Origin of the sequence: Devosia sp. 2618 (assembly GCF_040546815.1) — a bacterium.
Taxonomy (GTDB): Bacteria; Pseudomonadota; Alphaproteobacteria; order Rhizobiales; family Devosiaceae; genus Devosia.
The window spans coordinates 4,007,326-4,030,004 of the sequence record NZ_JBEPOO010000001.1 but is presented as its reverse complement, the minus strand read 5'-3'; the positions used below and the strand labels follow the sequence as shown (position 1 = coordinate 4,030,004).

The following is a 22,679-nucleotide window of genomic DNA, read 5'->3' as shown; positions in this document are numbered from 1 at the left end:
GGTACTGCTCCCTAGAACAGGCCTTGGGCAGGAACAGGCACGCCATTCAGCACATGATTGCCGACGACAAAGGCCTTGTAGCTTGCTGGATTATGCGAGGCGACGGTGCGCAGATTGCGCCAGTGCCGATCAAGATTGAGGCTGCGCAGCGTCGCCGATGCGCCGGCAACGTCAAACAGCGCCCCGCCTGCTCGTTGCGCCAATGCATCAACCACGACCTTGGCTTTGGCGGCTGCCAGAGCACTGGCCTCGACGGCCGGCAGCGCGTCTTCAGCGCCATCGATCGCCAACGCCGCGCGGTCAAGATATCGAGCGGCCGAAAGCACGATTGCCTCGACGCCGAAGGCCTCCGCTTCCAACTGTCCCAACAAGGTCAGCAGGATCGGGTCTTCCTTGGCCAGTTCTGTGGGGGCGTAGTAAAAAGTACGATCGCGATTGCGCAGCACGGCGGTCGCGTCCCGCGCTATGGCAGCTGCAATGCCAGAGATAACGGTCGTCAGCACCAGCTGCGCAATGGTGGAGCTCATGAAATTGAGGTGCGGCTTGAGATCGCTCGGGTGAACGATCTCATTGGCCGCGATGGCCACATTGTCGAATATGGTCGTTCCAGTGCCGGTGAGGCGTTGGCCCATGCCGTCCCAGTCATCGATCAACGTGATCCCTTCGCGGGAGCGCGGCACCACAATGTTGACGCGCGTGCCGTCTTCAAGCTCGCCATAGGTGACGATCCAGTCGGCAAAGATCGACCCCGTTGAATAGACCTTCCGCGCCGAGAAACGGTACCCTTCGCCATCGGCAACGACCTTGCTACCGGAGGCAATCGAGCCACCGGCCTGCGTACGGACGGCTTCTGCGCCCGCCAGGCCGATCAAAGCGCCATTGGCAACATCATCCCGCAGCTGGCGCAGCACAGGATTGGTCACGCCATGCAGGGTCAGACGTTCGACCAGCATGAAGTGGTTGCGCCAGATATGGGCAATATTGCTATCGGCGATGGCCAACTGCAGGATCGCACCGACACTCTCTTCGAGCGTTGCGCCGGCCCCGCCTAACTCCACCGGCAAACGGATAGCGCCGAAGCGGCTTTGTTTGAGCTGCTCGACAGCTTCATAGGGCAGCGCGCGCTCTGCGTCGCGTCGTGACGATGCAGCGGCAAACTCAGCCAGAAGGGCTTCTGGGAGCGTCGACCCGATATCGAGAGCTGGGCGGCGTAGTGGCAGAGGTTGGGTCATCGCGTTCTACTCCGCTGCCTGTGCGCGGGCAGAGCGCACGTACTGATTTTCAGGACGTTTCAGGCCCAGATTTTCGCGCAGCGTCTTGCCTTCGTATTCAGTTCGATAGAGGCCGCGCCGCTGCAGTTCGGGAACAACATGAGTGATGAAGTCCCGGAAGCCATTGAGCAGGAACGGCGACATGATGACAAAACCATCAGCTGCTTCGGCCTCGAACCACTCCTCGATCTGGTCGGCAATATGGGTAGTGGTGCCAGCAATCAACCGATGGGTCAGGGTTGAGGCAAGGCGCTGCGCAGTCTGGCGGATCGTCCAGCCATTGCCCACGGCATAGTCGGTGATAACCTGGGCACGGCCGGTGCCCGGTCCATGTGCATTGCGGTTCTCTACGGGGAATGGTTCGTCGAGGTCGTAGCCCGTGAGATCGATGCCAAGATTGCGCACCGCAACATCGATGGGGTGCAGGCTCGCAATGAGGTCGGCTTTTTCTTCGGCCTCGGCCTGACTTTGCGCCCAGATGACGCCGGTGCCGGTGATGATCTTGACGTCATCAGCTTCGCGGCCATGTTTGACGGCCCGGCTTTTGACGTCCTTATAGAAAGCCTTGGCCCCTTCGAGCGACAGGTTCGAACAGAAAATCGCATCGCCGACATGCGCGCCAAAATCACGCCCTGTCTCGGAACTACCGGCTTGGGCGATAACCGGATACCCCTGTGGCGGTCGCCCGATGCGCAATGGCTCCGTGACCTTGTACCAACGTCCCTCAATATTGGGCCGGTGCAGCTTGGCAACATCGAGATAAACGCCGCGTTCCTTGTCGACGATGAAGGCATCGTCTTCAAAGCTGTCCCACAGGGCGGTCGTCGCCCGATAGAATTCGTAGGCACGTTCATAGCGTTCGCCGTGTTCCTCATCCTCGGCAATGCCAAGGCGTTTGGTGGCGGGCCCGTTGGATGTCACGAGGTTCCATCCAGCGCGGCCGTGGCTCAGATGATCAAGCGAGGCGGCCTGCCGGGCCAGCAGCGACGGATCATAGTCCGACACTGACGCCGTGTAGATGAAGCCCACATGCTCGGTGTGTGCTGCCAGATTAGCCATCAGCGTGACCGGCTCAAACTGGCTGGTGCTCCACAGAGTCTCCAGCACATGGTCTGGAGCCTTGGGCACAATGGTTGAATCCGCGAGGAACAGCGTGTCGAACAGCCCGGCCTCGGCGGTCTTGGCATAGTCGACGAAATACTCGATCTCGAGCTGGTCATGCGCGGTAATATCGGGGTGCCGCCAAGCCTGCGCGGTCTGGCCGGAATAAATAAAGGCTGCTAGCCGGATCTGGCGTTTTGCACTCATGGCGGCACTCCCTTGATAGATGGAGGCGGCGCGGTTGACCGCCCCGCCAGTACGTTACGCCGCGACTGCAGCCGGGCGCTCGATGCGCGTCAGGCCGTTCTCGCCAGTAAGGGCGTCGAAGCCGCCGTCGACGTCATAAATATTGCTGACACCAGCGGCTTCGAGCTGGTCGATGATCGGCTCGGAGCCTTTGATCGAACCGCAGAAAATGACGATCTTCTGCTCGGAATTGGTGCGCGCCAGTCGCTTGGTCACGGCGTCGACAACGTCAGTCTTTGGTATGACGATGGCGCCATGCGCTTCGCCGTTCTTCTGGCGTCCGGCCTCGCTGCGAACGTCGATCAGCAGAGCGCCTTCGTGAAAGGCGGCAAGAGCGGCAGGGCCATCAAGGCGGGTATGGGTACGCGTGGTCATTGGTCAGTTTCCTCTTTGAGTAAGTTCAGGCAGCAGGCTTGGTGATGCGGGCGGCAATCCTGCCAGCATCGAGATTGGCACCGGGCCCGATGATGAACCGGGTGCCGAAATTGAAGTTGCAGGCGATGCGAATTGGCAGCGTCTCGCCGACGTCCCTCAGGCCATCGACCATGGCTTTCCGTTCGGCATTGGGGGTGATCGGTAGGGTAGGAAACGTCATCAAAGGTGTTCCAGTGTCCGAACGTCCAGTTCGGGTCGACGCTGTGCCACGCGGCGTGGGGCGGCATCGCCTCCACTGGCGGCGGCGATGAGTTTGCGGGTGTAATCGCTCTGCGGCGCATGCCAGATTTGGCGGTGATCGGCCGTTTCGACGATGCGCGCGTCCTTCATCACCAACACGCGGTCGGAGATAAATTGCACCACAGCCAGGTCGTGCGAGATGAACAGATAGGAAAGGCCGAGTTCCTGTTTGAGATCGACCAGCAGGTTGAGGATTTGCGCCTGTATCGACACATCAAGCGCCGAAACCGGCTCGTCGCAGATCACCAGCGAGGGCCGCAGGATCAGCGCGCGCGCGATACCGATGCGCTGGCGCTGTCCGCCGGAAAATTCATGCGGAAACCGTTCGGCAGCACCAGCGGGCAACCCGACATGATCGAGCGTCTCGCGCACCAGCTGCTGGCGCACCAGACGATCTCTGAAACCATGAACGACCAGTGGCGTCTCAAGAATTTGCTGCACGCTCTTGCGTGGATTGAGCGAGCCAAACGGGTCCTGAAAGATCATCTGCAGGTGACGACGCTGCGGCCGGAACGCGCGCACGGAAAGGCTCGTGATATCCTGACCGCGGAAATTGATGCTGCCTGACGACGGCACCAGCTTCATGATCGCCTTGGAGAGGGTCGACTTGCCACTACCGGACTCGCCGACAATGCCGAGTGTCTCGCCCTCCTTAAGGGTCAGCGACACGCCATCAAGCGCACGTTTCTGGCCAGATCGAGACCGATAGTCGACGCTGAGATCGTCGACCTGCAAGATTGCCTTGGGGGCAATTGGCGGCACGACGCTGCGGTGTTGGGGCGGTTTGACCAGATAGGCATAGTCTCCGCCGCCCTCGCGCCGCGACACCTTGATCTCCGCCAGCGATGTTGCGCTGTAGTGCACACCATCAGCCAGCCGCACCGAGGCTTGCATCAACCCCTGCGTATAGGGATGGCGGCCCGGCACATCGAGATTGTCCGTCGTCAACTCCTCGAGCTTTTCGCCGTGATGCATGACCACGACGCGATCGCTCCAACGCCCTACCACGCCAAGATCATGGGTAATGAGAAGCAGGCCCATACCCAGATCGCGCCGAAGGCTATCCAGCAGATCCAGAACCTGCGCCTGAACGGTTGCATCGAGCGCGGTTGTCGGTTCGTCGGCGACCAACAGGCGCGGTTCCAAAGCGATAGCCATGGCAATCATGACGCGCTGACGCTGGCCACCCGACAGTTGGTGCGGATAGTCGTGGGCGCGGTTGCGCGCATCAGGAATGTGAACACGCTCGAGCATTTCGACGGCACGCTCCCAGGCCTGCCGCTTGGACGCTCCGCGATGGCGCCGCACCACTTCAGCAATCTGCTGACCAATTGTCATCACCGGATTGAGCGACGTCATTGGCTCCTGAAAAATCATCGACACGGCATTGCCGCGTAGATCTGTCTTTTCGCCCTCAGACAACGTCACGAGATCGCGCCCATCAAGCTGGATAGACCCCGACGAAATCCTCGCCGCTTGCGGCAGCAGTCCCATCACGGCCAATGCCGTCAGCGATTTTCCAGACCCAGACTCCCCAACGACGGCCACCGTTTCGCCGGCAGCGATAGAAAAGCTCAGCCTGTTCACCGGATTGGAGCGGGGAAAGCTGATGGAGAGATTGTCGACTTTCAGCAGAGTGGACATCAGCGAGCCTCCAGCAGGCGTGGATTGAGCGCGTCGTTGATCGCATCGCCCACCAGGTTCATCGCGAGGACAGTCAGCACGATGGCAAAGCCGGGGATGGCTGTGAGGTACCAGGAGGTGCGCAGATACTCGCGGCCTGCCCCGATCATGGTGCCCCACGACACTGCATTGGGGTCGCCGAACCCCATGAACGACAGGGCTGACTCCATCAGGATAGCCGAAGCGATCATCGCCGATGCTGTCACTACGATAGGCGGCAGCGCATTGGGCAGGATGTCCGAAAAGATGATGCGCACATGGCCATAGCCGAGACTCCGCGCGGCGGTGACGAACTCGGCCTGCCGCTGCGACCGGAACTCCGCTCGCACCAGCCGGGCAATGTTGGGCCACGAAATCAGCCCCACCGCGATGATGATCATCGTCACCGAAGTCGAGGTGATGGCGACCAAAACGATCAGCAGCACGAAGCTTGGTAGCGTTTGGAAGATCTCGGTGATGCGCGACAGGATCGCGTCCGTTACCCCACCGAAATAGCCAGCCAACGCCCCGACAACGAGGCCCAGCGACACACTCAGCGCCGTCGCGGCGAGCCCCACCAGCAATGACACCCGCGTTCCATGCACCAGACCGGTCAGCAGGTCGCGACCATAACCATCGGTGCCAAGCGGGAAGTTGGACAACTGGCCCGGCCAGAGCAAAGGCTGACCAACAATCGCAAAGGGATCGCGTGGAAATAACAGCGGTGCGACCACCGCCAGAACGGCGATAAACCCGAGATAGGCGACGCCGATAATGGCTGCTGGGTTGGTCAGAAAGTTTCTAAGCGCCCGGCTGCCGGATGGAGCGGTAGGCAGGCTCGCTACGGTGCGGGTCGATTCCGGCAGATGCACATTGACCCAGTCACCACTTTGCAGCCCGGAGGACTTATCGAGCGAGGTCATCACAATCCCTCAATGCGTGGATCGAGCAGGGAGTGCAGCAGGTCGATCAGGATGTTGACCAAGACCACCAGCAGCGAGGAAAACAGCAGGATGCCTATCAGCACCTTGAAATCGCGCGCCATGACGGACTCGACCGCCAACCGACCAAGTCCCGGCCAGCTGTAGACCGTCTCGACCACTACGGCCCCGCCAAGGATGCCGCCGAAATGCAGTCCCGCCAGTGTCGTCACCGGGATCAACGCATTGCGCAGGATATGGCGAAAGGTAATTTCGCGCGGCCGCAATCCCTTGGCACGCGCCGTGCGCACGAAGTCCTGATTGCGGACTTCCAGCATCGAGGCGCGGGTGATGCGGCTATAGATCGCCACATACAGCAGACCCAGCGAGATGGCTGGCAGGATCATGTAGCGCAGCCGCTCCAGCACCCAGGCAAAGCCCGTCTGATCCGACCAGGCTGGCCCAGACCCGCCGCTCGGCAGCCATCCCAACGTCACCGAAAAGAGCACGATCAGCATCAACCCGATCCAGAAGGCCGGGATGGAATAAAACGCCAGCACCACGACCGACAGAATGCGATCCGGCAACTTGCCAGCAAAACTGGCCATCACGGTGCCAGCCAGAACGCCGAGAATAACGGCGATGACCAGCGCGGTGCCCATCAGCAGCAAAGTGCCCGGCAGTCGTTCAAAGATCATCTGCGTCACGGGCACATTGAAGCGCGGCGAGATGCCAAGGCTGAAATGGGCAAGGTCGTTGAGATAGTGGAATAGCTGCGTGACAACCGGCAGGTCGAGCCCGAACTGCATCCGCAGATTGGTCAGCATCTCCTCGGTCGCTGCGCCGCTTTCCGCGGCAATTGCCGTTGCCGCATCGCCCGGTGCCAGTTGCAGCAGCAGAAAATTCAGCACCACAATGCCAAGCACTGTCGGCACGGCATGAAGGGACCGTTTGCCAACGATGGCGAAGGGGCGAAGCAGGCGTTGGGCACCTCCGCTGTCCAGCCTTGCAGTCACTTCATCAAAGAGAGCCATCTATTCTGCCGCCTGCTGGGCCGCTTTGACATGGCGGTTTTGCGGCCGCGGTAGGCCGAGATTTTCACGCAGCGTCTTGCCTTCATACTCGGTGCGAAACAGTCCGCGCCGCTGCAATTCCGGCACGACATTGTCGACGAACTGCTCGAGCCCTTTCTTGGCGTGTGGGAAAATCAGCACGAAGCCATCCGTGGCGTCCGTGTTGAGCCAGGTCTCGAAATCATCGGCAATCGACTGGGTCGTCCCCACGAGAATGCGGTGACCGAGGCTCGCAGCCAACCGATAGGCCGTCTGGCGAACGGTCCACCCCTGCTCCTGCGCATAGTTGATGATGGCCTGCGATTTGCCTTGCGAAAAGCCGACTTCTGGTGCGTCCGGGAACGGACCATCGAGGTCGTATTTGTCCAGCTTCATGCCGAGATTGCCGAGCGCCACCTCCAACGGCCAGAGTGCGGTGATCTCGTCGAAACGCCGCTCAGCGTCTTCCTGCGTTTCGCCCCAGACGATGCCGACACCCGAGATGATCTTGACGTCTTCGGGGTTGCGACCATGCGCGACGGCCCGCGCCTTGACGTCCTTGAAATAGCTGCGGCCCGCTTGGATCGAGAGGTTGACGCTAAACAGCGCGTCGGCGACGGCAGTGCCAAAGTCGAGCCCAACGCCAGAACTGCCGGCCTGTGCGATAACCGGATGCCCCTGTGGCGGACGCTCCACCCGCAGCGGACCCTTGGACGTATAGTATTTACCGTGATGGTTGAGCTTGTGCACCTTGGAGAGGTCGGTGAAAATGCCGCTCTCTTTGTCGCGGACCAACGCATCGTCTTCAAAACTGTCCCACAGCCCCGACACGACATCGTAAAACTCACGCGCTCGGACATAGCGCTCGTCATGGTCCTCGTCGGCTGGAATACCAAAATTGGTCGCACCAGGTCCGGGTGTCGTGACGATGTTCCATCCGGCTCGCCCCTTGCTGACATGGTCGAGCGAGGCCGACTGGCGGGCCAGAACAGATGGCTCGTTGTCAGAGACGCTGGCTGTATAGATCAGGCCGATATGCTGGGTATGGGTTGCGATCGCCGATAGCAGCGTGACCGGCTCGAACGCCGAAACACTCCAGACGCGCTGGGTGATTTCAGGGTTGTCGATGCGCAGCCCCGCACCATCGTAGAGAAACAGCGCGTCCAGCCGCCCCCGTTCCGCCAACTGGGCAAACTCGATATAGTAGTTGATATCGAGGCCATCATGAGCAGTGACCTCCGGGTGCCGCCACGCCTGCGAGGCGGACCCGGTGAGCGGAAATGTGACGAGCTTGAGCTGTTTGCTGGACATGATCCGCCTCAGCTCTTGGCCACAACTGACGCACGTGAACTGGACTGATTGTCCAGCACGCCGTCGAGGCGGGCATTGTAGACGGCAAAGCTCTCGGGTGCCGCGATGCCAACCGATGGCAGTTCTTCGTAGACGATCTTTTGCAGTTCCAGATAGAGCGCCTTGCGCTTGTCGGGATCGGCTTCCGCACTGGCCGATTCAAAGATATCGTCGACGCGCGCATTGCTGTAATGGGCCGCATTTGACCAAGGTACGCCTGGCTTGAAGGCCTTGGACCAATAGCCGCGCTGCACGCCGTCCGTCGGGTCATACCCGTTGGCCAACTGCTCGACTTCGATGTCGAACTCACGCTCGGTGTAAACCTTGGTGACGTAAGTCGCGTAGTCGTAGTTGACCACTTCCCCGCGAATGCCAATTGGTTCAAGCGCCGACCGCAGGAACTCCGCAACCTTGCCTGGCTGCTCTGAGAAGGCGTTGTGCAGGATGCGCAGGGAAAAACGGATGCCATCGGCACCACGCGGATGCCCTGCCTCGTCTAGCAGCGCGTTGGCCAGCGCAACATCGTAGGCATAGGGCTTGATGGTGTCGTCGTGGAACGCCGGCAGGTTCGGCCCGATCACCGACGGCGCAGCCTTGGCATACCCCTGGAATACCGTTGTGATGATCTGGGGAATGTCGAGCGAGTGGGCGATAGCCTGCCGCACACGGATATCCTGCAACACCGGGATATCGAGATTGAAGAAGAACTGGATATGCGCGCCGCCGAAATTTTTGACGTCGTCGACAACCACTAGGTTCGACACAGTCTTGAGCCGCTTGATGTCAGCTAGCGGCACGCCGGGGCCACCAATGTCGAGCTCGCCCGTTTCGAGCGCCGCAACACGAGCGCCAATATCGGGGATAAAGCGCAGGACGATACGCTCGACATGCGGCGCGCCTTCCGCCCAATAGTTGGGATTGCGCTCAAGCAGCACATGGCTGCCGCGCGCCCATTCCTTGAACACGAATGGACCGGTTCCAATAGGTGCGCTCTGAACCGGATTGGTCGCGAGTTCAACGCCTTCATAGAGATGCTTTGGGAAGATCGGCGTGCCGGTGCCCAAAGCGCCGTAGAGGTAAGGCGCTGGGCTTGAGAACACCAGGACCGCCGTCAATGGATCAGGCGTCTCGACATCGACCAGATTGGCAAACGTCGCCTTGCGTCGCGGATGGGTCTGCTTGAGCGTCAAAACCGAATAGGCGACGTCGGCAGAGGTGAAATCCTTCCCGTCATGCCATTTCACACCTTCACGCAGATGGAAGGTATGGCGTAGTGCGTCCTCGCTTTGCTCCCAGCTCGTAGCGAGCGCGGGGATAGCATTGAGATCAGCATCATGATCGAGCAGGCCTTCGATGATCTTGGCCGAGATCGTCTCGGGCCCATTGCGATCAATCGGCGTGAGCACTGCTGGCTCACTGGCATATTCGGTGACCGTGCCACTGGCTTCAGCGAAGGCTGTGAGCGGCGCGGCCCAGGTCGAAAGCGCTGTAGCGGCCGCCAAGATATTGAAATGTCTACGAGAAATGCCAACCATCATGCTCACCGATTGATATTCGATAAATCCTATCTTTTTTATAGGATTAAAGAAGTTCGGTCGGCTACCGGCACATAGAAAACGCCGTTCCAAAATTCGCAGCGTTTGGAGTTAGCTGTTTTGTGAGGGGTGAGGCGGACGGGAGGGAGTGGAGATCCAGCCAGATCGGCGCGGTGTTTTCAGCAACCCGAAGCAACGGAGGTCAAAACATCGTCGCCTCAGCGTTCGCGTCCCAGAGCAAGTTGCAGGGAGAACGCTAGTCAGTGACGCACCGGTTGTGAGGCAATGTCACGCCTCACAAACGCCGAGCATTATTTTGAGCGGTCGTTTGGAAGATACGACAATGGGTCGGCCATAGAATGACCCGCCCAATATTCCTTACCCCTCAGCCGACAGCTGATAGGCGTCGTTCGTGCTGTCGTGCCAGCTGAGCATGCGGCGTTCGGCGATGACGATGGCGAGGTAGAGCAGGTAGCCGATGATCGAGAGGATAAAGACCGAGACCAGCACGAGGCTGACGTCCGAGGTTTCCTGGCCGAGGCTGAGGAGATAGCCAAGGCCGGCCTTGGCGCCCATCAGTTCGCCGATCACGGCGGCGGTGACGGCCAGCGTCGCGCCAACCTTCATGCCAGAAAACAGCATGGGCAGCGACTGCGGCAGCTCGATGCGCCAGATGCGCTGGAAGGTCGACAGCTTGAGGATGGTGGCGAACTCCTGCAGCTGCGGCGGCAGGGAGCGCAGCGAGCTCAGCATATTCGACAGGATGGGGAAGAAGGTGACGATAGCCACCAGAACGATCTTTGGCGTAACGCCCAGCCCGAGCCACAGCAGCAAGAGCGGCGCGATGGCGATCTTGGGGGCGGTCTGCACGAAGACGATCAGGGGGTTGAGCAGGTTTTCAACGATCGGATAGCGCACGAACAGCACGGCGGCAGCAATGCCGAGTACGATGCCGATGGCGAAGCCCGCGACAATTTCAAACACCGTCACCGGAATATGGGACAGCAGGCTGGCCTTGGTCAGCAGGAACCAGGTCTTTTCGAGCAATTGCCACGGCGACGGCACCAGATAGCTGGGCACGTTGAACACAACGAGTGCCAGGCTCCACAGCGCCAGGAAGATAACCAGTGAGATGATGGCCCGCATGACAAGCTCCATTGAGATGCCGACCCGGTGGACAAACCACCGGGTCGCAAGATTGGCTTACTGAATCGAAGACGGCGTTTCGACGACGAGGTCAGCGGCCGAGAAACCGGCTGGGATGACTTCGTATTCGACGGCGGTGTCGATAGCGGCCTGCCATGCTGGCAGGTTGCCATAGCCCAGTTCGTGGGCGGCGGTGTCGGCACTCTGCCACAGCGTCTTGACGAACACTTCCGAGATGATCTCGGTGACGAGCTCTTCCTGGCCGGCAAAGGTTGGGGTGTAGTCGGCAACCGACATCTTGACCTCGTCAGCGACATTGCCGTCGACGATATGCTGGATGCCCTTGTTGAGCGCTTCGATGAAGCCGGCGACAACCTTTGGATTTTCGCCCAGGTAGCTTTCCGAAGTCACGATGACGTTGCCCTTGCTGGGCAGGTAGTCGTCGGAACGGATCATGCCGACATCGATGCCTTCGCCCTGCAGCGCATAGTAACGCAGCATGGAGAACACGATGGCGTCGACCTGGTCGGCCTTGAGTGCGTCGAGGATGGCGCCGGTGCCGATGATTTCGACCTGAACGTCGTCGATGCTCTTGCCAACCTTGGCCATCATGACCTGCAGCTGGATGTAGTTGGGGCTACCATAGCTGGTCACCGCAACGCGCTTGCCGACCAGATCTTCTGGGGTCTTGATGCCGCTGGCGGTCTTGAACAGCGTCGCGCCGATGCCCTGCTGGTAGGTGGTGTGCACAACCTTGATCGGCAGGCCGTTGGCGCGGGCATTGATCACCGAGTCGCCATTGGGGAAGCCGAACTGCACGTTGCCGACGGCGACGTTGTTGAGGATATCAGCAGCGTTGGCATAGAGGAATTCGACCTCAAGGCCAGCGTCTTTGAAGTAGCCGTAGTGATCGGCAACATAGAGCGGCAGATAGTAGGGAACAGCAGCGCCGTCGATCTGGATGGTGACGTGCTGCAGATCCTGCGCCTGCGCGCCGGTGAATGCGAAAGCGGATGCGGCTACCAGCGTGGCAGCGCCCCTCAAAAGCTTCGAAATCAGATTCATGGTATTCCTCCGTATATTAGATGACTGAATTTCAGTTTGAGCCCAGAGCGCGAACGAGGGCATCGGCGCCGATGCGAACGACGTTGCGTTGAGTTTCTTCGTAATCTTCGAGCCAGCCATCGCTGCGCCGATGCGCGTGGACGGCCATGACGGCACCAGCCTTGACGTTAAGGGCTGCGCCGACGGCGAAGATGATTTCGGCTTCCATTTCCATGCCATCGGCACCGCGCGCGGCAAGGCCGTCGAGAATGGCTGGCATGGGATCGCCACCGCGATGGTCCGGACGCCCCTGCGCCCGATAATAGCCATCGGCAGTCGCGGTGATGCCCAGACGACCACGCAGGCCACGGGCCTGACGCGCTTCATCGAGATAGCGCACCACGTCTGGATCGGCAGCGACGTTTTCCGTGCCCGGCGCATAGGGCCGCGCGCAGGCGCTATTGGCGATGGCGGACTGTGCGATGACGAAATCACCCAGTTCCAGATCAGCTGCCATGGCGCCCATGCCGCCGGTGCGGATGATGGCGCGAACCCCGAGGGCTGCCAGTTCCACGGCGACGATTTCGGTCGATGCACCACCAATGCCGGTGGAGCAGACGCCGATGGTCACGCCATTGTGGCGACCCAGACCCATGCGGAATTCGCGGTTCTGTCCGACAATGACGAAATCTTCGAGCACCGAGGCGGCCATATCGACGCGCGCCGGATCGCCCGGCAGCAGGAAGCCTGCCGGCACCACATCAGGGCGCGGAATATGGACGGGCTTGTCGCCCTGCCAGGGCCAGGCTGCGGAACGATCAACTAGCGCCATGACAGCAACCACTTCTCGGCCAGCGCCAGCGTCTGGTAGATCAGGATGCCGAGCGCCGAGGTGACCAGCACCATGGCAAACAGCAGCGGCGCTTTGTAAGTCGTGCCGGCAAAAACCATCAGATAGCCAAGGCCCGTGCCACCCGACAGCCACTCGGCCAGAATGGCGCCAATGGTTGCCTGGATAGCGCCGACCTTGAGGCCAGCAAAGATTTCCGGAACGGCGGCTGGCAGTTCAACCAGACGCAGGCGCTGCCAGCGGCTGAGCTTTAGGATATCGCAGAAGTTCTGCAGATTGGTCGAAACCGAACGCAGGCCCAGAATGGTGCCGATCATAACCGGGAAGAACACCAGCGACACGGTCAGCACGATCTTGGAGGTGAGGCCAAGGCCGAACCACAGGATGAACAGCGGTGCCAGAGCGATCTTGGGCGCGGTCTGGAAGAACAACAGATACGGCGCGACGATGCGCTCGATCCGCGGCGACTTGGCAAGGATGAAGCCGAGGCCGAACCCGCCGAGCGAACCCAGCGCGAAACCGGCAACGATGATGCCCAGCGTATGGCCCAGATGCGGCCAGATGGCGCCCGTGCCGAACAGGCGAACCAGTTCAGCAAACACGGCCTGTGGCGGCGGAAGGATAAATGGCGGTACGTTGAACGCCGTCACATAGCCCCACCACGCTGCGATCAGGATCAGCGTTGTAAAGACCGCCATGACCGGGCGGGAAGTGAGAAGGCTCATTTCAGTTCCTTCCGCAGCGTCGACAGCCACGTGTAGAACTCGGCGAGGTCTTTGGTCGCTTCCGAGCGCGGCTTGGGCAGGTCGATCGTGTGTACGGCGCGGATACGGCCTGGACGGGCCGACATCACCGCAACGCGGTCAGAGAGATAGGCAGCTTCTTCGATCGAGTGGGTCACGAAAACGATGGTCGCGCCGACTTCCTGACGGATCTGGAGCAGCTCGTCATTCATCCGATCACGGGTGAGCAGATCGAGCGCGCCAAACGGCTCGTCCATCAACACGACGCGCGGACGATAGACCAGAGCGCGGGCAATCGCAGCGCGCTGGCGCATGCCGCCGGAAAGCTCCTTTGGCAGGGCCTTGGCAAAGTCCTTGAGACCGACCAGCGCCAGCATCTGACGGGCCTGCTCATCGCCATCCTTGCGCGGGGTACCAAAGGCATCGAGCGGGAAGCGGACATTGTCCAGAATGTTCAGCCAGGGCAGCAGCACAGCTTCCTGAAACACGAAGCCGATATCATTGCCCTTGGTGGGGGCGCCGTTCTTCCACTCAAGCGTACCACCGCTTGGCTTGATCAGCCCGGCCAGGATGCGCAGCAAGGTCGACTTGCCGCAACCCGATGGGCCGATCAGGCTGAGGAACTCGCCCTCACGGATGTCGATCGATGTTGGCGCCAAAGCCTCGACGGTTTCGCCGTTGCGCGACAGAAACGTCTTTGCGACATCCTTTGCTTGAACAAGCACCATGGCATTCCACTCCAGATCGCCAGTCTGTCCAAAAAATTGGACAAAATGGCCTTTCATATAATTATTGAGATAATGGCCGTCGATTTAGGGATATTGTCAAGCCCTGCAGGGCCCGGTCTGACAAGATAGCGCAGGCCCTTAGAGCGCTTGTGCACAGGCCTGAAAGGCCCACAGCGCGGCGCTTTCCAGCCGCCCCGACGGCGGCTGATTTTGCGATTGTGGTTAAGTCGATGCAGGGGCTCATTATTTGCCCGGCTCCAGCGCATCGGCCAGTGCCCGCCAGGAGGGGGTTTCGCCCGAGAACAGGCTCACCAACTCGCCGGCATCGTCGATCTTCACATTGGAAACAGTCTCACCCGGCGTCAGCGTATAGGTGACGCGTTCCTCGTTCGGCGCCATTTTGTAGAAGGTCGGCCCGTTCAGCGAGGCAAAGGCCTCGAACTTGTCGAGGGCGTTTTCTTCGGCAAAAACATGCAAATAGGCTTCGATGGCGACCGGCGCGCTGAACACACCAGCGCAACCGCACGAGGCCTCCTTGAGGTGGCGCAGATGCGGTGCGGAGTCGGTCCCAAGGAAATAGTTGGACAGCCCCGACGTTGCCGCCTTGCGCAGCGCCAACTGGTGCTTGCGGCGCTTGAGCACCGGCAGGCAATAAAGGTGCGGCCGCAACCCACCCTCAAACATCGCGTTGCGATTGTAGAGCAGATGCTGTGGCGTGATGGTCGCGCCCATCCGCTCGGGATAGGACGCAACGACCTGCGCGCCGTCTTCGGTGGTAATGTGCTCCATCACCACGCGCAGCGTCGGATGGCGCCGCAGCAATGGCGTCAGCACTTCATCGATGAAGTACTTCTCGCGGTCGAACAGATCGACTTCCCTGCGCGTGATTTCGCCATGCACCAGCAGCGGCATGCCGAACTCGGCCATAGCGTCGAGCACCGCCTGGATCTTGTCGATCGAGCTGACACCATGCGCCGAATTGGTCGTGGCGTGAGCCGGATAAAGCTTGGCCGCCGTAAAGATGCCGTCGCGGAACCCGGCAATCAGATCGGACGCATCGGTATGGTCGGTCAGATAGCAGGTCATCAACGGCTGGAAATCGACACCTGGCGGCAGCGCTGCCAGAATTCGCTCGCGATAGGCGGCGGCATCAGCGGCTGTCGTCACAGGCGGCGCCAGATTGGGCATGACGATGGCGCGCGCAAACTGGCGAGCGGTCAGTGGCACCACATGCTGCAGCACCGCGCCATCGCGGAAATGCACGTGCCAATCATCGGGGCGGCGGAAGGTGAGGTTGGTCATGTTACGGGTTCCGATTCGCTGATCAGCGCGTGATACAGCACATCGACGCCAACCATGAAGTCCGCGATTTCCATCTGCTCCTGCGGATTGTGCGACCCGTTGGCGTTGCGCACAAAAATCATGCCGGACGGAATACCGGCATTGGAGAACACTGCAGCATCATGTCCGGCGCCGCTCGGGATCAATTCAGTTGTAAGACCAAGGGCTTCGGAGGCAGCCGTCAGCTTGGCGATGATGGCCGGGTCCATGCGCGCCGGTTCGGTATCGACCCGCTCGTCGAACTCGAATTGCACTGAGCGCAGGGCAGAGATGGTGCGACATTCTGCGCGGAACAATTGATAGAACGCCTCGAGCGTATCGTGGCTCTGGCTGCGAATCTCAAAGCTGAACGCGACTTCGCCCGGGATTCGGCTGATCGAGTGCTCGTCCGGTTCGGTCGAAACGATGCCCGAAGTGATCACCAGATCGAGCCCGCGCTGCAGCAGGATCTGCCAGTGCTCATCGAGCCGCTGGATCAGATCGGCAAAAGCAAACACCGCATCCTTGCGCAGCCAACGTGGCACCGCGCCCGAATGCCCAGCCTCGCCAACGCAGACAATCCGTCGATGCCGCACATTGCCACGAATGCCGGTGACGACGCTCGTCGGCAGGTTGCGCGCGATCATTACCGGGCCCTGCTCGATATGCAGTTCGAGATAGCTCAGCGCCTGACGCGGATCAAACAGCGTCTCGGAGCGGCTGATCGGACCGACATCGATACCAACAGAGGCCATGGCCTCGCCCAGCGTGCGCCCCACGCCACGCGACTTGGCTGCCAGATCGGCCGGCTGCAACTGTCCGAACAAGGCGCGCGAACCGATATTGGCACGCCCATAAAACGAGCTTTCCTCGCCCCGCAGCGCGATAACGCGCACCGGCTTGCGCAGCCGCGTCTCGCTGCGGTTGATTTTGATCAGGCAGAGCAACCCCGCAATGATGCCGGCCGCGCCGTCGAAATTGCCACCCTGCACCACCGAGTCGGCATGCGAGCCAGTATAGTGTGCGGGCTGCACGCCATCGTCATGCGCCGAGCGGAAAATCAGATTGCCGGCGGGGTCGATATCGGTCACGAGGCCAAAATCCTCGGCCACCGTGCGGAAAATCGCCAGCGCGGCATTCTCGCCATCGGCATAGCATTCGCGGGTGATACCAACGCCATCGAAGGTCTCGGCGGTCAGCCGGTCAAAGAGCAACTGCGCCAGGTCTTCGGGCGCCAGATCATTGCTGTTGGCAATCGACGTGGTGAGGCTCACGGCAACGCCTCCGATGCACTCATTTCCATATCAAGTTCCACCACGGCGCCGGTCAACTCGGCCACCCGGCCAATGCCCTTGCGCGCGCAGAACGTCGACAGACCCGCAATGATCTCGATCATCGCCTTGGGGCGGAGGAAGGTCGCCGTGCCAACCTGCACCGCCGTCGCGCCAGCCAACATATATTCGACCGCGTCTTCGGTCGTCGAAATGCCACCGCAGCCGATGATCGGGATGCGCACGGCCTTGGCGCATTGATGGGTCATGCGCACGAGGATCGGCTTGACCGCCGGGCCCGACATGCCGCCCATGATATTGCCCAGCGTCGGGCGGAAGCTTTCGATATCGATCGACATGGCGAGGATGGTATTGGCCACCACCAGCGCATCGGCACCTGCTTCTTCGGCCGCGCGCGCCACGCTCGAAATATCGCCGGTGTTGGGTGTCAGCTTGGCCCAGATCGGCTTGGAGGTCGCGGCCCGCAGGCGGGTCACCACTTGGCTGGTCGAAACCGCGTTCATGGCGAACGCCTTGCCGTCTTCTTCGATATTGGGGCACGAAATATTGGCTTCGATGGCCGCGATGCCATCGACATCGAGCAGCGCAGCCGCCTCGGCAAACGCATCCATGGTGGGCGCCGAAATGCTGACCACCAGCGGACTGTTGAACTGCCGATAGAACGGCAGCGTTTGCTCGAGAAAATAGGTGATGCCCTTGGACGGAATACCGATCGAATTGAGCATGCCATTGCGCACTTCGGCCACGCGTGGCGTTGGATTGCCCCCACGCAGCTCAGCCGTAATGGTCTTGGTTACCATCGCGCCAAGACTGTCGAAGGCGATCACGCCCGCCAGCCCTTCGGCAAACGTGCCTGACGCCGGCATCACCGGATTGGCCAGCTTCAGCCCGCCAACATTGACGCTGAGATCGACTACCAAGAGAGCGCCTCCTGCAGATCGAATACCGGACCATCCCAACAGACGCGTCGACTGTCGACCTTGTCGCCAACCTTGAAATTGCGCACGCAGCAGAAGCACATGCCCAGCCCGCAGGCCATATGTTGCTCCATGGCCACCTGCCCCGGAATGTTCAGTTCAGCCCCAAGGCGCTGCATCAGCAGCATCAGCCGGTTCGAGCCACAGGTGAACAGCGCATCGGCATAGCCCTGCCCGTGCAGCGCGCGCAGCACCGCCTCGACATTATCTGGCGCGCTACTGCCATCGCTGTCGAGCACCGTCTCGATGCGCGCACCGAGCGCCGAAAACCGTTCGACCGACATCACCTGCTCAGGCCCACGGGCGCTGATGATCGCGGTCACGCCAACGCCATTTGCTGCCGCCAGTTCGGCCAGCGGGGCCAGGGTCGCCAAGCCAACGCCGCGCCCCAGAATAACGATATTTTTCCATGCCGGATCGAGCGTGAAGCCATGACCAAGCGGACCAAGGATCCGCATCTCGTCGCCTGCGTTGAGGGTTGCCAGGCCGCGCGTCCCCGCGCCGGTGACCTTGTACAAAAACTCGACCTCGCCGCGAACCGGATCGGCCTTGTAGGTGCTCATCGGCCGACGGAAGAACGGCTGATCATCCCCGTCAGAAGGACATTCGAGATTGAAGAACTGCCCGGCCACCGCATTGCAGGCCGGCGCCTGCGCGGCCAGCACCAGCAGATTGTATTCGGCATTGACCCGCTGATGCGACACCACAGTCGCGACCACATCATCGACATCACCCTGCGGCGCAGAGCTGTCATGAACCGATGGCGCAAGCATGGACTGCATTGAAAACCCTTGTGAATCGCTCCCCGGCTCAACAGTCGCCACCCCTGTCGGGCAGCTTCAATTTGGCCAGAAGGTTCCGTAAACGGCACAAACCACCGCGTTGTCTCAATTTTGAGATTGAGCGGGATTTCAGGGAATTGTCAAGCGGGCGGCGATGCGGACAGTTCTGCGGCGACAGGGGACCCGATGCCAAACTCCAGCCTGCGCCTGATCTTACACACTGATAATCAATAGTAATTTCGGCATTGAGGCCGTCAGGCGTGGCGCAATGTCAAATTTTTCGCCAAACCGCAGCCTCGCCCCTCTTTTCCTTCAGTCTCCGTTTTGATACAAATCTCTTTTACAGCACTTAGTCTGCCGCACAGGCGGATGGGAGACGAAGATGGAAAATCTTGAAAGCTGGTTGCTCGAGCAGAGCGGCGGAATTGGGACCTACATAGAGTTCCAGCGCAAGTGTTCAGAACTGCAGCGCACGGACGACCAACACAGTGCGCTCTACGTGCTGCTGAACGCAGCGGCCGCGCGGTTTGTCTCATTTTACGACGGCATGCCGCTGCCGGTGGACCTCGCTCAGGCTTCGATCACCGTCCTGCGCCAACTGGTCGCCTCCGGCCAGAGCGCCCTTGCCGGCTCCGATGCAGATCAGCTCGCCTTCCTCAACCAGCTTGCCCTGGTTGACCTGACGGCCGCGCCTGTCCAGCAATAGAAGTTAGTCGACGGCACAAGCACTACCAACGGCTGCCAGCCTGCGCTACATCTGAGGTATCAAAACTTAGACGAAGCGGGAACGATGGCCATTCAGTTTGAAGAGATCGGGTTGCGCCTGCGGGCCTATCGCCTCGGCAAAAACCTGACGGCCGAGGAAATTGCCGCCGAAATCGGTATTTCCCGCGCCGCTGTCTATCGGCTGGAAAAGGGCGAAATCGTCAAGATCCAGACCCTCGACGCCCTCTCCGAATTGCTCGAAGTGTCGCTCCCATCCCTGCTCGGGGTGGGAGTGGAATACTACAACAATGCCATCTCGTTCTTCGAGCGCATGCGCCAGCTCGAGGAAAAAGCCACGCACGTGCTGGGCAACTTTGCCCCGGTGTCGTCGCTCCTGCTGTCAGACGACTATATGGGCTACCTGCGGCTGATGCTGATCGAGGCAATCCCCGAGGACCATCCCGATACGCCTGGCGAAATTACCTATATCGACACCGTCCTCGACATCCTCAATCAGCGCCGCGCCTCTGCCGCCAAGCGCCGCGTGCCGATTGTCAGCGTCGTCGGCACGCAGGATGTCGAGCGCATGCTGCACTTCGGTCTGGTCGGAAAATTCGATCTGCCCGACAAGGTCAAGAAAGAACGCCGCGCCGCCGCCAGCCGCGAAATCGAGCGCCTGATCGACCTGATGGAGCGTCAGCCCATTGGCCTCCAGATCGGCGTTGTCGACGGCATGCCGCCCGCCCAGACCTTCCAGATTTTTGAAAAGCCCGACGCACCCGCCGTCACCCTCAGCCCCTATCGTCTCGGCGATCAGGCCAATATCTCGTCCGGCATCGCGCTCGCGACCTCGGCTCCCGAGGCGGTCCGCTCGTTCGAGGAAATCCTGGCCCGTCAGTGGCAGATCGCCAAGAAGGGCAGCGCCGCCGCCGACCGCTTCCGCACCATCCTTGCGCAGCGCCGGGACGACTGACGGCGCAGGCCATCCGGGAAGACCAAAACTGCTGTAGTGTGGAGAACACAACACCAGCTTGAGTAATCTTGTCCAAAAACTTGGACCGCGATTGACGCGTATGGTCAGCCGAGGCTATAGCGAGCCGGTTGCACTCAAAATCAGCTGTACAGAGCCTAGGATTACATCCTGTGGGGCTTTTTGGCGCGACCTTATTTTGACCCGAGTAAGGAAACGGACATGAGCCCACTGCGCCTGTCGCAAGACCACAAAGACATCGCGAGACAGACCGCTCGCATGATGCTCGAAATCGATGCGATCCAGTTCAATGCCGCACAGCCGTTCGTTTTCACTTCCGGCTGGGCCAGCCCGGTCTATGTCGATTGCCGCAAGCTGATCTCTTATCCGCGCCTGCGTTCGGCCCTGATGGATTTCGCCGCGCACAAGATCGTCACCGAAATCGGTTATGAATCGATCGACGTCATCACCGGCGGCGAAACCGCTGGCATCCCCTTTGCGGCCTGGATAGCCGACAAGCTGTCGCTGCCAATGCAGTATGTCCGCAAGAAGCCAAAGGGTTTCGGCCGCAACGCCCAGATCGAGGGCGAAGTCGTCGCCAATGCGCGCACCCTGCTGGTCGAAGACCTCGCAACCGACGGCCGCAGCAAGGTCAACTTCTGCGAAGCCCTGCGCGATGCCGGTGCCCGCGTCGACCACTGCTTCGTGCTGTTCTTCTACGACATCTTCCCCAATAGCCGCACCCTGATGGCCGACCTCGGCGTCGAGCTGCACTATCTGGCAACCTGGTGGGACATTCTCGAAGCCGCCAAGGAAATGGGCCACTTCGACGCTGGCGTCCTCAACGAAGTCGAGGCCTTCCTCAACGAACCCGCCAAGTGGTCCTCCGCCCACGGCGGCATCGCCGACTTCGCGACGCCAAACAAGTAAGACCGACGCACCCAAAACTTCAGGCCAGCACACCCCTCGGGCGTGCTGGCCTTTTTGTTTGTCTAAAGGTCAGATGCTGTTCAAACAGGCTGGACGCCAGCTCTGTCTGGCGCGAATGGCCCCATCATCCTAGCGCACCTTGTCCATCTTCGGCAGGAAGATGGTCAGCAAGCCGGCGAGTGGCAGGAACGAGGTGATCCAGAACACGTGCTGAATGCTGGTAACGTCCGCGAGTGCGCCCAGCGCTGCCGCAGCAATGCCGCCAGCACCGAAAGCGAAGCCGAAAAAAATACCGGCAATCATGCCCACCCGTCCGGGCATCAGCTCCTGCGCGAACACGACAATGGCCGAAAACGCGGACGAGAAGATCAGCCCGATGATCACCGTCAGGATCACGGTCCACTGGAAGTCCGCATAAGGCAAAGCCAGCGTAAACGGCAGCACGCCGAGAATGGAGAACCAGATCACGAACTTGGCGCCGAACCGATCCCCGATTGGCCCGCCCATGAACACACCCAGTGCCGACGCCCCGAGATAAACGAACAGCAGCAGCTGCGCGTCCTGCACATCGACCTGGAATTTATCGATCAGGAAGAAGGTATAGTAGCTCGAAAGGCTCGCCATATAGGCGTTCTTGGTCAGCGTCAGAATGGTCAGCACGGCGAGCGCAAAGAACGTCGTGCGCTTGTCAAAGATCAGTGCCGTGCTCGCGGGCGCCTTCCCCGCATTGGCGCGACGGTGCTCGGCATACCAGCGGCCGACACGCCACAGAATAAAGATGCCGACCAGCGATCCGATGGCAAAAAGACTGATGCTCCACTGACCGCGCGGCAAGACCACGAAGGCTGCCAGCAGCGGGCCGATTGCCGACCCGGCATTGCCACCAACCTGAAACAGCGACTGCGCCAGCCCGTGCCGCCCACCCGATGCGAGGCGCGCAACGCGACTGGATTCAGGATGAAATATTGCCGACCCCAGCCCCACAAAAGCCGAGCCGACCAACAACAGCCAATAGGTCTGCGCAAAGCCCAGGATAATCAGACCGATCAGGCTTGAAACCATGCCGACCGGCAGGGAATAGGGCAGCGGGCGCTTGTCGGTGTAAATGCCGATCGCCGGCTGCAACAGCGACGCAACGCATTGAAACGTCAGCGTCAGCAGCCCGATCTGGACATAGTCGAGATCGTAGCTCTCTTTGAGAATGGGGTAGATTGCCGACAACAGCGACTGCATCACGTCATTGATGCAGTGGCATATGCTCACCGCGACGATGACAGAGAGTGTGGTTTTCCCGGCGACATGTCCCGCGGACGGATTTGCTGCGACGCTCAATGACGTATTCCCGAATGACAGGAAACCCGCCCCCGCCCAAGCCGTCGC

General features: G+C 60.5%; 22 protein-coding genes. 3 read left to right on the top strand and 19 right to left on the bottom strand.

The window, feature by feature from the left end:
- Positions 1-11: 11 nt before the first annotated feature.
- The 18 genes from ABIE28_RS19940 to ABIE28_RS19855 form a co-directional block, all read right to left on the bottom strand.
- Positions 12-1,232 carry an acyl-CoA dehydrogenase family protein gene (locus ABIE28_RS19940; RefSeq protein ID WP_354066019.1) on the bottom strand — a complete coding sequence of 407 codons (1,221 nt, stop codon included), beginning with the start codon at positions 1,230-1,232 and terminating at the stop codon, positions 12-14.
- Between the two features lie 6 nt (positions 1,233-1,238).
- Positions 1,239-2,579 carry an NtaA/DmoA family FMN-dependent monooxygenase gene (locus tag ABIE28_RS19935; protein ID WP_354066018.1) on the bottom strand — a complete coding sequence of 447 codons (1,341 nt, stop codon included), beginning with the start codon at positions 2,577-2,579 and terminating at the stop codon, positions 1,239-1,241.
- Positions 2,580-2,633: 54 nt separating this feature from the next.
- The gene (locus ABIE28_RS19930) at positions 2,634-2,993 is read right to left on the bottom strand and encodes a rhodanese-like domain-containing protein (RefSeq protein WP_354066016.1); all 360 of its coding nucleotides are present in this window, start codon (positions 2,991-2,993) and stop codon (positions 2,634-2,636) included.
- A 25-nt stretch (positions 2,994-3,018) separates the two neighbouring features.
- Positions 3,019-3,213 carry a hypothetical protein gene (locus ABIE28_RS19925; RefSeq protein ID WP_354066014.1) on the bottom strand — a complete coding sequence of 65 codons (195 nt, stop codon included), beginning with the start codon at positions 3,211-3,213 and terminating at the stop codon, positions 3,019-3,021.
- Positions 3,213-4,937: an ABC transporter ATP-binding protein gene (locus tag ABIE28_RS19920; RefSeq protein WP_354066012.1), complete on the bottom strand. Its 1,725-nt coding sequence runs from the start codon at positions 4,935-4,937 to the stop codon at positions 3,213-3,215. Before ABIE28_RS19920 ends, ABIE28_RS19925 begins: the two co-directional genes overlap by 1 nt.
- The gene (locus ABIE28_RS19915; protein WP_354066010.1) at positions 4,937-5,878 is read right to left on the bottom strand and encodes an ABC transporter permease; all 942 of its coding nucleotides are present in this window, start codon (positions 5,876-5,878) and stop codon (positions 4,937-4,939) included. The genes ABIE28_RS19920 and ABIE28_RS19915 overlap by 1 nt, the downstream gene beginning before the upstream one ends.
- A complete protein-coding gene (locus ABIE28_RS19910) occupies positions 5,878-6,909 on the bottom strand; it encodes an ABC transporter permease (protein WP_354066008.1) in 1,032 nt (343 codons plus the stop codon). Before ABIE28_RS19910 ends, ABIE28_RS19915 begins: the two co-directional genes overlap by 1 nt.
- A complete protein-coding gene (locus ABIE28_RS19905; protein WP_354066006.1) occupies positions 6,910-8,238 on the bottom strand; it encodes an LLM class flavin-dependent oxidoreductase in 1,329 nt (442 codons plus the stop codon).
- Between the two features lie 8 nt (positions 8,239-8,246).
- Positions 8,247-9,779 carry an ABC transporter substrate-binding protein gene (locus ABIE28_RS19900; RefSeq protein WP_354066004.1) on the bottom strand — a complete coding sequence of 511 codons (1,533 nt, stop codon included), beginning with the start codon at positions 9,777-9,779 and terminating at the stop codon, positions 8,247-8,249.
- A gap of 411 nt (positions 9,780-10,190) precedes the next feature.
- Positions 10,191-10,958 carry an ABC transporter permease gene (locus tag ABIE28_RS19895; RefSeq protein WP_354066002.1) on the bottom strand — a complete coding sequence of 256 codons (768 nt, stop codon included), beginning with the start codon at positions 10,956-10,958 and terminating at the stop codon, positions 10,191-10,193.
- Between the two features lie 57 nt (positions 10,959-11,015).
- On the bottom strand, positions 11,016-12,023 hold the full coding sequence (locus ABIE28_RS19890) for an ABC transporter substrate-binding protein (protein WP_354066000.1): 1,008 nt from the start codon (positions 12,021-12,023) through the stop codon (positions 11,016-11,018).
- A gap of 31 nt (positions 12,024-12,054) precedes the next feature.
- Positions 12,055-12,834 carry a nucleoside phosphorylase gene (locus tag ABIE28_RS19885; protein WP_354065998.1) on the bottom strand — a complete coding sequence of 260 codons (780 nt, stop codon included), beginning with the start codon at positions 12,832-12,834 and terminating at the stop codon, positions 12,055-12,057.
- Positions 12,825-13,577: an ABC transporter permease gene (locus ABIE28_RS19880; RefSeq protein ID WP_354065996.1), complete on the bottom strand. Its 753-nt coding sequence runs from the start codon at positions 13,575-13,577 to the stop codon at positions 12,825-12,827. Before ABIE28_RS19880 ends, ABIE28_RS19885 begins: the two co-directional genes overlap by 10 nt.
- Positions 13,574-14,323 carry an ABC transporter ATP-binding protein gene (locus ABIE28_RS19875; protein ID WP_354065994.1) on the bottom strand — a complete coding sequence of 250 codons (750 nt, stop codon included), beginning with the start codon at positions 14,321-14,323 and terminating at the stop codon, positions 13,574-13,576. The genes ABIE28_RS19880 and ABIE28_RS19875 overlap by 4 nt, the downstream gene beginning before the upstream one ends.
- Before the next feature lie 243 nt (positions 14,324-14,566).
- Positions 14,567-15,625, bottom strand: coding sequence for a dihydroorotase (pyrC, locus tag ABIE28_RS19870; protein WP_354065992.1), 1,059 nt, complete (start codon positions 15,623-15,625; stop codon positions 14,567-14,569).
- Positions 15,622-16,917, bottom strand: coding sequence for a hydantoinase/carbamoylase family amidase (locus tag ABIE28_RS19865; protein WP_354065990.1), 1,296 nt, complete (start codon positions 16,915-16,917; stop codon positions 15,622-15,624). The genes pyrC and ABIE28_RS19865 overlap by 4 nt, the downstream gene beginning before the upstream one ends.
- The gene (locus tag ABIE28_RS19860; protein ID WP_354065988.1) at positions 16,914-17,855 is read right to left on the bottom strand and encodes a dihydroorotate dehydrogenase; all 942 of its coding nucleotides are present in this window, start codon (positions 17,853-17,855) and stop codon (positions 16,914-16,916) included. The genes ABIE28_RS19865 and ABIE28_RS19860 overlap by 4 nt, the downstream gene beginning before the upstream one ends.
- Positions 17,849-18,694, bottom strand: a complete 846-nt coding sequence (locus ABIE28_RS19855) for a dihydroorotate dehydrogenase electron transfer subunit (protein ID WP_354065986.1) — start codon at positions 18,692-18,694, stop codon at positions 17,849-17,851. Before ABIE28_RS19855 ends, ABIE28_RS19860 begins: the two co-directional genes overlap by 7 nt.
- Positions 18,695-19,076: 382 nt before the next feature.
- Between ABIE28_RS19855 and ABIE28_RS19850 the strand changes: the two genes are divergently transcribed.
- The 3 genes from ABIE28_RS19850 (at position 19,077) to ABIE28_RS19840 (ending at position 21,299) form a co-directional block, all read left to right on the top strand.
- Positions 19,077-19,400 (top strand): hypothetical protein, encoded by a 324-nt coding sequence (locus tag ABIE28_RS19850; RefSeq protein ID WP_354065984.1) that lies wholly within the window; start codon positions 19,077-19,079, stop codon positions 19,398-19,400.
- An 84-nt stretch (positions 19,401-19,484) separates the two neighbouring features.
- On the top strand, positions 19,485-20,372 hold the full coding sequence (locus ABIE28_RS19845; RefSeq protein ID WP_354065982.1) for a helix-turn-helix domain-containing protein: 888 nt from the start codon (positions 19,485-19,487) through the stop codon (positions 20,370-20,372).
- 219 nt (positions 20,373-20,591) lie between these two features.
- A complete protein-coding gene (locus ABIE28_RS19840; RefSeq protein ID WP_354065980.1) occupies positions 20,592-21,299 on the top strand; it encodes an orotate phosphoribosyltransferase in 708 nt (235 codons plus the stop codon).
- Between the two features lie 129 nt (positions 21,300-21,428).
- On the opposite strand, the gene ABIE28_RS19835 is transcribed toward ABIE28_RS19840, so the two are convergent.
- The gene (locus ABIE28_RS19835) at positions 21,429-22,631 is read right to left on the bottom strand and encodes an MFS transporter (RefSeq protein ID WP_354065978.1); all 1,203 of its coding nucleotides are present in this window, start codon (positions 22,629-22,631) and stop codon (positions 21,429-21,431) included.
- Between the last annotated feature and the right edge of the window lie 48 nt (positions 22,632-22,679).